At 44.2% G+C, this 12,221-nt stretch carries 11 protein-coding genes; 8 read left to right on the top strand and 3 right to left on the bottom strand.

What is annotated here, in order from left to right:
* Positions 1–177 precede the first annotated feature (177 nt).
* From GTW09_RS15335 to GTW09_RS15325, 3 genes are read left to right on the top strand one after another with little or no spacing between them, the layout of a single operon-like run.
* Positions 178–807 (top strand): prepilin-type N-terminal cleavage/methylation domain-containing protein, encoded by a 630-nt coding sequence (locus tag GTW09_RS15335; RefSeq protein WP_163112583.1) that lies wholly within the window; start codon positions 178–180, stop codon positions 805–807.
* Positions 797–1,924, top strand: coding sequence for a hypothetical protein (locus GTW09_RS15330; protein ID WP_163112582.1), 1,128 nt, complete (start codon positions 797–799; stop codon positions 1,922–1,924). The genes GTW09_RS15335 and GTW09_RS15330 overlap by 11 nt, the downstream gene beginning before the upstream one ends.
* Positions 1,914–3,992 carry a type IV pilus modification PilV family protein gene (locus GTW09_RS15325; protein ID WP_163112581.1) on the top strand — a complete coding sequence of 693 codons (2,079 nt, stop codon included), beginning with the start codon at positions 1,914–1,916 and terminating at the stop codon, positions 3,990–3,992. The genes GTW09_RS15330 and GTW09_RS15325 overlap by 11 nt, the downstream gene beginning before the upstream one ends.
* A gap of 5 nt (positions 3,993–3,997) precedes the next feature.
* Here the strand turns inward: GTW09_RS15325 and GTW09_RS15320 are convergent, their stop codons facing one another.
* Positions 3,998–5,365 carry an ATP-binding protein gene (locus GTW09_RS15320; protein ID WP_163112580.1) on the bottom strand — a complete coding sequence of 456 codons (1,368 nt, stop codon included), beginning with the start codon at positions 5,363–5,365 and terminating at the stop codon, positions 3,998–4,000.
* Positions 5,366–5,369: 4 nt separating this feature from the next.
* Positions 5,370–6,077, bottom strand: coding sequence for a response regulator transcription factor (locus GTW09_RS15315; protein ID WP_163112579.1), 708 nt, complete (start codon positions 6,075–6,077; stop codon positions 5,370–5,372).
* A gap of 222 nt (positions 6,078–6,299) precedes the next feature.
* Here GTW09_RS15315 and GTW09_RS15310 point away from each other — a divergent pair, with 222 nt between their 5' ends.
* Positions 6,300–7,205 (top strand): Spy/CpxP family protein refolding chaperone, encoded by a 906-nt coding sequence (locus tag GTW09_RS15310; RefSeq protein WP_163112578.1) that lies wholly within the window; start codon positions 6,300–6,302, stop codon positions 7,203–7,205.
* A 95-nt stretch (positions 7,206–7,300) separates the two neighbouring features.
* On the opposite strand, the gene GTW09_RS15305 is transcribed toward GTW09_RS15310, so the two are convergent.
* On the bottom strand, positions 7,301–7,711 hold the full coding sequence (locus GTW09_RS15305) for a methylglyoxal synthase (RefSeq protein WP_163112577.1): 411 nt from the start codon (positions 7,709–7,711) through the stop codon (positions 7,301–7,303).
* Between the two features lie 560 nt (positions 7,712–8,271).
* Here GTW09_RS15305 and argC point away from each other — a divergent pair.
* From argC to GTW09_RS15285, 4 genes are read left to right on the top strand one after another with little or no spacing between them, the layout of a single operon-like run.
* Positions 8,272–9,285 (top strand): N-acetyl-gamma-glutamyl-phosphate reductase, encoded by a 1,014-nt coding sequence (gene argC, locus GTW09_RS15300; RefSeq protein ID WP_163112576.1) that lies wholly within the window; start codon positions 8,272–8,274, stop codon positions 9,283–9,285.
* Entirely contained in the window at positions 9,282–10,064 is a 783-nt protein-coding gene (argB, locus tag GTW09_RS15295) for an acetylglutamate kinase (protein ID WP_163112575.1), read from the top strand. The genes argC and argB overlap by 4 nt, the downstream gene beginning before the upstream one ends.
* Before the next feature lie 20 nt (positions 10,065–10,084).
* Positions 10,085–10,996, top strand: a complete 912-nt coding sequence (locus tag GTW09_RS15290) for an ornithine carbamoyltransferase (protein ID WP_071978487.1) — start codon at positions 10,085–10,087, stop codon at positions 10,994–10,996.
* 14 nt (positions 10,997–11,010) lie between these two features.
* Positions 11,011–12,216: an argininosuccinate synthase gene (locus GTW09_RS15285; protein ID WP_071978486.1), complete on the top strand. Its 1,206-nt coding sequence runs from the start codon at positions 11,011–11,013 to the stop codon at positions 12,214–12,216.
* The last annotated feature ends 5 nt before the right edge of the window (positions 12,217–12,221 follow it).

Here is a 12,221-nt window from a genome sequence, read left to right as displayed (position 1 = left end):
GGTTCTGGCGACTGGATTATAACGAAGAAAGAACACATGAAAGTCTCGGTAACCTGCCTCCGGCAGCTTACCGAGAAAAACTGGAAAACTCTAGTTTAGAACTGTGTCATTAATGGGGAAGTGGACAGGACGACTCAGTATTTGCTTGGTTTCTGGTGAATTAGGGAGTTATGCAGCATGCTAATTGCGAGAGAGCAGTCTGGCTTTTCACTGGTCGAGTTACTCATTGGCATGGCACTAGGTATAACTGCGCTTTCAGCCCTTTCTTCTCTAGTCGGTACAGGGATAGGTGTCAATGCTAATTTACTCTCAGGAGCGAGAGTGAATGAGGAAGCTTCAAATATAATGTCGCTTTTAGTACGGGACATTAAGCGCGCTGGTTACTCTGGCGCAACGACATCCATGGTTCAAGACCCATCAAACAATCCATCTCCTTTTGCAGACTCTATTGAATTATCTGCGCATCCCGGCGAGGCAATAAACAGCTGTATATTATTTTCCTATGACGCGAATAACAATGGCATCTTTGATGCCGGTGCTGATGGAGATAACTTTGGGTATCGTCTAAAAAACAATACCATTGAGATTAGGGTAAATGACGCTGAATGTGACGGAGCTGGATGGCTGCCTCTTACTGACCCCTCAACCGTTGTGATTACTGCTTTGTCTTTCGCTGTAAATCAAACTGTAGCAAACGAAATCCCAACCACGATAGTGAGAATTAATTTACAGGCCGAACACGCTAATGATGAAAATGTCTCTCGGCAATACACTATGCAAGCATTGGTACGAAATTATGATGGATAGTATGAGCTCTCCTCCACGTTCACAAGATGGAATGGTAGTTCTCACTGCTGTTATTTTGCTGCTAATTTTAGTGACGCTAGTTACTCTTACAACGGGACGATTAAAGTCTTTTGAATATAACATTTTGTTAAATTCACAAAACTATCAGCAGGCATTTAGTAGTGCGGAAGCTGGGCTTTCCCACGCGATGAGTCGCCTTAAAGAAGATCGAACTTGGAATGGCAACACCATTAATACGGTCCTTCCTGGACAAGGTGAGTACTCAGTGAGCGCATCAAGACAAACTATTGCACGACTTTCTGCAGAAATAGAACTTATTACATTAGTTTCCATAGGTAACTCACCTGATGCGCAATCTGAACTCACTCTTCAACAACAAGCTATACAATATTCCATATTAGCAAACCCACCTGACGTACCTCTGATTGTTGCCGGAGGACTCAACGTATCTGGTAACTTTGAAGTTGCGGCCAACCCTAATGGCGGTGGAGTGGGCGTGCCACTGTCGATTTGGACGGATACTGATGTAGATATGAATAACGGAAGCGGAACGACATGCGGATTACAAGAATTTAGTGACGGTAATTGTAGTTCATCTCCCTACTCCAAAAAGGGGTTTCAATCTTTAGATATTTTAGACAACGACCCTAACTTTCCAGATGACCTAATGGAGTACCTTTTCAACACTCCAGAAGATGAGTGGCCTACTTTGAAAGCTGATGCCCAATTAAAGCTAAGTAGCTGCGATACGCTAAATGCTGGCTCTGTAGGTCTGATTTGGGTTGATGGCGATTGCTCGTTAAATGCCAATGCCATAGTGGGAAGCATAAGTGATCCAGTTATTCTTGTGGTAAGTGATGGTGATATAACTATGAATGGGGGGGCTGAAATAAATGGTTTGGTCTTTTCATTTAGAAAGCCTACCACTGCAGTCGACTTCGAAATGAACATGATTGGTGGCGCTCGAGTAAATGGGATCCTTGCATCGAACCACCCTGTTGGACAGTCTAATGGTACATTTAATTCAGTCTTTGATGCCGAGGTTGTTGAGAGCTTGGAACAAAACGATGCATTTAGGCGCATTGCATATGTGCCGGGGAGTTGGCGTGATTTCTAAACGAAAAGACAGTAGCGGTTTTACACTAATAGAAGTACTTGTTGCGTCATTTATAATGATGATAGCAGTAGCCGGATTTGTAACGCTTCAATCAAAATATATGCGAACTGATTTAGAGTTGAATCTACGCCTTATTGCCTTGCAGTTGGCACAAGAAAAGGTTGATGACCTTAAAAATTTCGAGGTATTAGAGGTAACGGCAGGAGAAGTTGCGTTCAATGATATCGATGACAATACAGGCGGCTCTCTAGGCGCAGGAAATGTTGTTGTTAATGTGAAGTCAGACAATAGCCGTAATTATACATTTTCGCGTAGCTGGAATGTGACTAAACAGTACTATGTTGATACTAATGCTGACGGAATCCCGGAAACATGGGTTAATGAGGGAACTCCGTCGGCGCCGTCTCCGGAACCACCAGTAGCAGATCAGAAGCTTGTCTCTGTTTCCATAGCTTGGACAGACGTTGAGGGGCAAGTAAAAAATGTCAGTCTCGAGAGCATTATCCCTCCCGTACTCGCGTCACGAAGCTTTCAAGCAAACAACGAAACCGATAACGCAAAGGTTCAGCCCAAGGTAGCATATACTCCAGGTTTAGCGCCTGACGTAATTTCATACGATTTAGGCAACGGTGAAAACATTGAAACTAGCAAACCAGTGCCTGATATTGATAACCAAGGTGAGAATAATGTAGTCCAATTTGAAACAATTAGATTCATTAATTTACCAGGGCAGACTGATAAGCTGGAGCAAGAAGATTTTCTCACCGTTAACTGCAATTGCAAGTTAGGTGGCTCTGGATTGGCAAAAACACCTAGTATGACAGTTTATAATGGGAATGAGCTCGTTGTTAAACCTGGAGTTGAAGTATCAAAAACAGTTGGTGTGTTAGACGGCTCTCAACAACCTGATATTTGCACTGCTTGCTGTAGAGATCATCACGATACTTCAAAGATGGTTAATGACGAACAATTTTTTCGTACTGAAGGTGGATTGCCACATGGTCATTACAAACGACTAGCGAACGGCCTGTATTCTAAGGCATTATCTACAGGCGATGCTTATGAAGAGATATGTCGATTTAAACGGGTAGATGGATATTTTCAAATCTATCCTGATTGGCAGCTTATTGATGTTATTGAGTTTAGCGATAGATATTTGTTAGACAGTGACAAACTGACAAGTTATACAAACTACACAGAGTCTAAAATTGCAGCGGAAATTCGAGGAACTTCTCCCCCCGATAAACCTTCAGATCGTGACATTACTGTTGCTCCAGGTGGTTATCAACTTATCGCTCGAGGAATTTATCTCGACAGAATGACGGCTTCACACAAAAGTGCACTTAAAACGATGATTGCCTCTGGCTCGTCAGATTGGAAAGCCTTTACCCCTTTTTATGATGTCAATTTAACTCTACTTTCTCAATGGGAGTCTCTAGATACAGATATTGCAACCGTAACTAACGAGGATATCAGAACAATTATTGATCCTATCAATGACTTCTATGGTACGTATAGCCGCGGGAGGGTCGAGGCGCTTTTCGATGGAGATGTCAATATTCTTACCAAATCGATGGCCTATAATGCGAGCATTACAGGTACATCTCCCGTATCACCTGCAGAGGAACTTGGGGCACTTATCGACTCATCATTAAGGGTGACAGTCGACAGTAAGTCAGCAGCTGAGAAATTCTTTGCCATTATCGGCAACATCAACTGCCTAATTACTATAAATGGCATAACAGAGGCTTGCGATACGAACAACGACAAGAAAGCGACATATGTTGACCTTTCTGATGTTGATATTAGTGTTGATCCTGCTCAATTTGTTTGCCCTATTACGATACCCAAAGGCAAGTCAACACCATTTTTCAGTTGCGAAAATGTCTCTGAAAACTGGCGTGGAGATATTGCGTTCGCATTCACCAAACTAGGCTATACAGCGACTATAAAAATCAAACTTCCAGACGGCAGTACGATTGAATCGGACCGTATTACACTTGATACCGGCCTAGATAGTACATCTAACCAAGAATATGAGGTAATCATTGAACTGTCTAAGCCATAAAGCGATCACAATGCCCGCGTAGTCAAAAAAGGGAATGATAAGGTCACCTTTAACCCTTTGTTACTTTGAGGCGCAGCCTTAATAACGCCGTTATGTAACTCAACCGCGGCCTTTGCAATAGAGAGCCCTAAACCTACTCCACCCGATTCTCGCTCCCTTGCCGCTGAAGCACGGTAGAATGGTGAAAATATTTGTTCACAGTCTTCTAGTGATAAACCGTCGCCATCGTCACTTATTTCTATGTGCCAATGCGTATCATCTTGTTCAAATTCCACATTAGTGAGGTATTTACTGTGTCGAATGGCGTTTCTCAGCACATTTTCTACAGCCCTACAAAGCATATGGCTGTCAACCAACACTGATAGCGTTGGGATAGTGGCAATGCGAAGCTGCTTGTTAGAGTTTGCGGCTTCAAAATTAGCATCTGTAAATACTTCATTTAAAACATCGGATAAAAATGCTTTTTTCAGCGACGCTTGGCCTGCTTCTGCGCGGCTTAAGGTAAGCAGTTGGCCTACCAATGCTTCCATTCGGTTAGCCTCTCGCTCGACACGCATGAGTGTGTCAGGGTCGACATTTTGCTGATATGCCAACCCTAGCGCCATTTGCAGCCTAGCCAGTGGTGAGCGAAGTTCGTGAGATACATCTGCCAACAAACGTTTTTGCGCCCCCCACATTGACTCGAGCTTCTCTGCCATGATGTTAAAATCTCGCGCAAGCTGTCCAAGCTCATCATGTCTTTTTGAGGCGTGACCAACTCGGGTATTCCATTGTCCGTTGGCAAGTTTCTTTGCAGAACTTTGGATGTGTAAAATCGGCGTTGTTAACGAACGGGCAAACAACCAGCTCAGAATACTGGTGGTGATTATTGCTATAGAAAGCAAAAGTAAAAAAGAGGGCTTATTTTCTGCAGCGCGATCTAACTTCACTGTAAACAATGCGTATTGTTTATTGGCATAGTTAAAAAGCATGGGGCCAGAATACTTTATGGGTCCTCGCTTAATCGCAATTGCCGTCTCTTGCCCAATTAATTTTTGCATTGCCTTAGCGTCTTTGTCTCGAACTGGTGCGCCTGGAGGAGTAATTATTTGCTTGTTTTCGGTATTAATCGCAACTAAGCGACCGCGAGTTTCTCGTTCAAGGCGGTTAAGTAGTTTCACTAACGGGATAGTCTGCCTTCTTTCCCGCTCCAACCGAGTTACCGACGCAGATAAAGTTCGAACATCTTGGGGGGTAATATCAACCACTTCCAACTCTTCAAAAAAGAATCGTGTACCCACGATAGCCAATGCCGCGGTAACTATAAATGTGGCCCAAAACCACAAAAAAATTCGCCCCATAATAGCGCGAGTTGGATTTAACTTTTTCAGCATACCGCTACTCCGACAGCAACATATACCCTACGCCCCTCAAGGTTTTAATTTTATCGCCAGGCGTAGCGGCAGAGATTTTCTTACGCAAATTGCTCACATGCATATCGACACTTCTATCGAATGCCTGCAGAGGCTTTCCAAGCACTTTTAAGCTAATTTGCTCTTTTGTCACTCGCTGTGAAGCATTCAGCATAAGCAGGCGAAGGATCATGAACTCTGTTGTTGTAAGATCTAAATCCACGTCGTTCACTTTCACCTTCTGACTACTCGGGCTTAGGAATATTTCGTTTATGAGGATGTCCTGCTCTGCACCGCCGCCATTTGCAGATAACGTATGACGACGCACAATTGCCTTAATTCTCGCCACAAGTTCGCGATGATTGAAAGGTTTGGGCAGGTAATCATCGGCACCTAATTCAAGGCCAAGAATACGGTCGTAGTCATCGCCGCGGGCGGTAAGCATCAGCACCGGAGTAGTATGGCTTGCTCTCAATTTTTGAAGCACGTCAAAGCCGTCCATTTTAGGCATCATTACATCCAGCAAAATGAGGTCGTAGTGATGCCCGGAAATAGCTTCTGAAAGCCCAGCTTCACCATCATCTTTAACGGTTACTCGATACCCCATCCCAGAGAGGTAAGACGACAACATATCGGTAAGTTCTTTGTCGTCATCAATTACCAACACAGACTGTAAATGGAAGTCATTATTCATCAAAATATACTCTTTAGCCTTTCAATGTCTTTTCTATAGGTTAAAAACGAAAAGATTTGATTTAAAAGTTGATACGTCATCTCTTGTAGGTGAAACACTATATCCTTTTGAAGCTTTACCGTCTTTCTATAGAGCTGCCTTTACACAAGCTTTACACTTTGCTGACGGATTTGCGCGCAGTAAAAGACTAATCTCATATTGTCGAAACAAAAGGAGACGATTATGAAAAAGCTACTTATTGCTTCAGCGATTATTGCAACAGTAGGCATTGGCAGCTTTGCCTATGCCAAGCCACACGGCAGCGAGATGCATCACCATGATACAGTGAAATCTTCAGTTAAAAACATGGTTAAACAATTGCGTGGGCTTTCTCTCACTGACGCGCAAAAAGACGAAGTTAAGTCACTCATTGCAACCTTTAAAGAAGAGACAGCGAACGCTAGAAGAGCAAGAAAGGAAGATAGAAAACACAATGGGTTTGATAGGCAGACGCTTGTTGAGGCAACCGACGCAGAGCTTATCGAAATTATTAAGCAGCGAATTGCCAAGCAGACGAAAAAGCACCTCGCAGTGGCCGCGCTACAACACGATATATTTAATGTATTGACCGCTGAGCAACAGGCGACACTCAATCAGCGTCACCAAGCGTTCAAAGAAAAGCGAGAGGGTATGCGACAGGAAATGCTTACTAGTGCCCGTGAAAGGCGTGGTGGCTCTTACCAAGAGCGTCACGACAGTTATGAAGGGCAAAGACGCGGGTTTGCTCATGATTTTGCTCGTGGCCCAGCGCAAAATATGGACATTGAATTCTTTGATAACATTACACTTTCAGAAGAACAAAAAGCGGCGATAGCTGATATTCGTGGGACGCAAAAAGAAAACCGCGCCTTACATCGAGAAACGTTTAAAGCATTTAAACACGCTCAGCGTGAGTTGATAAAAAGTGATAACTTTACTGAGGAAGCGTTCCTCGCGATTGCCGCTCAATATGAGGATGAATTAGTTTCTGCAGCTTTAGACAAGGTTAAATCTAAAAAAGCTATGCTTGCGGTTTTAACCGACGACCAAAAAAATGCGTTAAAAAGCAATAGACGAGAAGCCCGAGGATTGATGGAGTTACTAAACTAACTGCATGAAGCCTGTACTTTTCAGATTTCATTTAAATTATTGAAAGTAAGAAGCAAATAGCCGAGTTAACGCTCGGCTATTTAACGTTTTGCTGCCTAAAAACTTGGCTTCACCGGTTTGTAATCGGGTGATAGAAACAGCGGGGAAGTAATGATTAAATCAGCAGTTGCCGGTGTACAGGCCACAGGCACATTCCAAACCGAGCATAACCTCAGCAGAGCTTTCACATCAGGATCGTGAGGGGCAGCATTTAGCGGGTCCCAAAAGAAGAATAATGCATCGAGTTTATTGTCTGCGATTAGCGCGCCAATTTGCTGGTCGCCACCTAAAGGCCCACTTTTAAAACGCTGTACCTCAAGCCCGGTTTCATCGGCTACTAAGCCTCCGGTTGTTCCAGTAGCAACCAGACGACACTGCTCTAATACGTTTAGATGTTGTTTAGCCCAAATCAATAATTCAGGTTTCTTGTGATCATGGGCCACTAGCGCCAGTGTTAGCTTACTCATTACCAGATTTGCCTTTTATTTTGAAAAACGGTTTAACTGCGTTCATTACTCCATAGAAAGTGTACAGCGTACTTGCATGTTTAAGAAGCAAAATTCAGCAAAGTTATTTTTGTATAAATATTCACAAGGGCGTGAACAGTTGTCAAACATCTGTAACAGTTTGCAATGTAATATATGAATTAGCTTATTTACCTGCTCTTTTGGGTCGTAAGATGAATACAAATAAAATATTTATACATTAATATTGCATATAAATTCAAAATAGGTACACTTATCCACGGTTAAAGCATACGCACTTTTTTAAAAGTGACGTAAGACAGGAATTAATGATGACAACATCAACTCACGTGGTGTTTTTTAAGGCAAACCGCGTAACAAAGTTTACCTCTCCCCTGGCTAGCTACACGTTGCATAGCGAGCGACGACACTCGTTCTAATCTATGCTTTTGCAGTAGCACACTTTTTACCTTTGTAATGTGGTCGAGGTTAGGCAATAGACGCCCAATCAGTTTACAAAGGTAAAAAGTGATTTTTTTTCCTTTATTTTGAATAAATTTATTATGTATAACGTTTCAATTATTGGTGCCAGTGGTTACACAGGGGCACAACTTGTCCAATTAGTTCAGCAGCACCCTGAACTCGTGCTCAAGGGTACATATGTTTCATCAAACAGCGCCGATGCACATAAGTCTATTGGTGAACTGCATGGAAACCTCGCCCACGTCGACGCAACTCTGCTTCCTATTAACGATGAAGTACTAGAGACGCTGGCTAATAGTGTGGACTTTATATTTTTGGCTACTCCCCATGAGGCAAGCCACGACTGGATGCCCATACTCACGTCGGGTTCCGCAAAGGTGCTCGATTTATCAGGTGCATTCAGGCTAAAAGACACCCAGGTGTTCGAAGATTTTTATGGATTTCCTCATTTACAAAAAGACAGCTTAGAACAAGCGGTTTACGGCTTAGCCGAATGGTATTGTTCAGATATTCAGCCGGCAAAAATTATCGCGGTGCCAGGCTGCTACCCGACGGCCAGCTTAACGGCACTCAAGCCTCTGTGTGAAAACCAGTTGCTAGACAAAGCGGTACGCCCTGTTATTAATGCCGTTTCGGGTGTGTCGGGTGCGGGTAGAAAAGCGAATTTAACCACCAGCTTTTTTGAAGTCAGTTTGCACGCCTATGGCGTGCTAGGTCATCGTCATACCCCAGAAATTGAAGCCTATTTAGGCACGCCTGTTATATTCACTCCCCACTTAGGTAATTTTAAGCGCGGTATTCTTGCTACCATCACAGTGAAAGTGAAACCTGGCATAAAACAAGTCCAACTTGATGAAGTGTATAAAGCTGCCTATGCTGATAAGCCTATTGTTCGTTTGCGCAACAGCTTCCCGAAAATCGATGATGTTGCGCACACGCCGTTCGTCGATTTGCATTGGAAGCTTGATGAAGCTTCAGGCTATGCCGTTATCACTTCAGCAATTGACAACGTAATGAAAGGCGCTGCGTCGCAGGCTATTCAGTGCGTGAACATTATGACCAAACAGCCAGTAGAAACAGGGTTAGTACTATGAGCCGTTCCCCCATTGTCATAAAAGTTGGCGGCGCATTGTTAGATGATGCGCCAGCAATGACACGATTATTTTTGAGTATAAAGGAAGTACAAAAAAGTCGACACGTTGTGGTGGTGCACGGCGGTGGACCATTAGTTGAGACACTTATGGCCAGTCTTGGGTTAAGCAGTACTAAGATAGACGGGCTTAGGGTAACGCCAGATGAGCACATGCCTTACATTTGTGGTGCATTGGCAGGCTCGGCCAACAAGCAACTATGTGCAGCCGCTTTGGCAACAGGGTTAACACCTGTTGGCTTATCCCTTCTTGATGGCAATATGGTGGTATGTGAGCCGTTGGCAGACAAATACGGTGCCGTTGGCGCACCTGCAACTGCTGATGCCACGTTTCTAAAAAGCATATTGGCCCAGTCTGTCCTTCCGGTTATTAGTTCAATAGGCTCAAGTGTACAGGGACGACTGCTCAATATTAACGCCGATCAAGCCGCAACAGTCATTGCCGAATTACTCGACGCCGAGCTGTTGCTGCTATCAAACGTTGATGGAGTGCTTGATGCTAACAAAGCACTCATTCCCGCTTTAGATGCACATGCCATTACACAACACGCAAATAACGGCGTGATAACTGATGGCATGAAGGTGAAAGTAGATGCAGCTTTGCAGTCAGCTCAAACGCTAGCCCGTGCGGTATATATTGCGAGCTGGACCGCCGACATAGCAGACATACTCAATAAAAATACGGGTACACAAATTTTACCCAACGAGATAGCGCCAGTATAAGGCGTCTCAGGAGACACAGAATGAAACAGGATTTATTAACCTTTGCCAATTGGACACCAGAGGCAATGGAAAAGTTACTTCAACTTGCAGTGGAAATAAAACAAGCCCCAGCAAGTTATAGCAACGTGCTCAAAGGCAAGTCGATTGTTGCGCTTTTTGAGAAACCGTCGCTTCGTACCAGAGTGAGCTTTGATATTGGCATTAATAAGCTAGGCGGCCACATGGTATATCTCGATGTGCAGTCGGGTAAACTAGCTGGTCGTGAAGATTCCGTAGATACCGCAGCCAATCTTGCATGCTGGGCTGATGCTATTGTAGCGCGTGTATTTTCTCACACTACCTTAGAGACTTATGCCGAAGCGGCAAACGTACCTGTGGTTAATGCACTTTGCGATAAATATCACCCGTGTCAGGGCCTAGCCGATTACCTTACAATGTTTGAGCGCTTTGGCAAGACTAAAGGTCTGACTATGGCTTACATAGGCGACGGTAACAATGTAACGCACTCGCTTTTGATTGTTGGTGCACTTTTAGGTTGCAACCAAGTTGTTATTACACCGAAAGGACACGAAGCCGATGCCGACGTTGTCGCTCACGCAAAAACATTAGCAGCTAAAACCGGCGCAACCATTGTTGAGAGCCAAGAGTTAGAGGCGGCAAATGGAGCTGATGTCATCTATACCGATACATGGCTGTCGATGGGCGACGATACGCCGCTTGAAGACATTAAAGCGACTTTCATGCCTTATCAAGTCAACGAAGCCTTAATGGAGGCCTCGGGAGCAAGCTATGTTATGCATTGCCAACCAGCCCATCGCGACTTAGAAATTACCGGCTCTCTCATTGATAGCGATAAATCGTTATTAATGCAGCAAGCCGAAAACAGAATGCATGGCCAAAATGCCATCCTTACTCAATTACTCAGTGCCTAAGAGGACTCACTTAGATGCAAAATGTTAAAAAAATCGTACTGGCGTATTCAGGCGGCCTTGATACCTCAGCAATTATTCCATGGTTAAAAGAAAACTATAACTGTGAAGTGGTGGCGTTTGCCGCTGACGTTGGTCAAGGTGACGACGAGCTAGAAGGCTTACATGAAAAAGCTATCGCCTCTGGTGCCAGTGAATGTCACATTGTCGATTTGAAAGAAGAATTTGTTAACGACTATATATTTCCTACCATCACTACAGGTGCTGTTTATGAGGGTGAATACCTTCTAGGAACCTCGATGGCGCGTCCCGTAATAGCTAAAGCCCAAGTAGAAGTGGCTCGAAAAGTAGGTGCGGACGCACTTTGCCATGGCTGTACCGGTAAAGGTAACGACCAGGTGCGTTTCGAAAGCACATTTGCAGCCTTAGCCCCTGACTTAACCGTAATAGCACCTTGGCGCGAATGGGACATGGTAAGCCGTGAAGATTTACTTGATTACCTTGCCGAGCGCAACATAGCTACAACGGCCTCAGCCACCAAAATTTATAGCCGTGACGCAAACGCGTGGCATATTTCTCACGAAGGCGGCGAGCTAGAAGATCCGTGGCAGGAGCCCACAAAAGGTGTGTGGACTATGACAGTAGATCCAGAAGATGCACCAGATAAACCTGAACGCGTAAGCCTATCTTTCAACGAGGGCAGATTAACGCATGTTGACGGCGAAGCACTCTCCCCTTACCAAGCGTTGGTAAAACTTAACAATGTCGCTGCAGCTCATGGCGTAGGACGTATTGATATTGTAGAAAATCGTTTGGTAGGCATGAAGTCTCGTGGCTGCTATGAAACTCCAGGGGGCACTGTATTACTTAAGGCATATAAAGCCCTTGAAACCATGGTTCTTGATAAAGCCGCGCTTAAATACCGCGAGCAAATTGGCCTAGAGTTTTCCCATGTAATGTACGACGGCCGCTGGTTTACTGCACTTAACGATGCGTTACTTGCCGGTGCTGCTTCTTTCGCTCAAAAAGTTACTGGCGATATCGTTGTGAAGCTATATAAGGGTCAAGCCACTGTTACGCAGCGCCGCTCGCCGAACAGCCTGTACTCTGAAGACTTTGCTACCTTTGGTGCCGATGATGTTTACGACCAGAAGCACGCTGAAGGGTTTATTCGCCTATTCAGTCTTTCAAGTCGCATTGAAGCATTAAAAAACCAAGGTTAATAATA

The sequence above is a fragment of the Alteromonas hispanica genome (genome assembly GCF_010500915.1).
In the GTDB taxonomy this organism is placed as follows: Bacteria; Pseudomonadota; Gammaproteobacteria; order Enterobacterales; family Alteromonadaceae; genus Alteromonas; species Alteromonas hispanica.
This window is presented reverse-complemented; position numbering and strand designations above follow the sequence as displayed.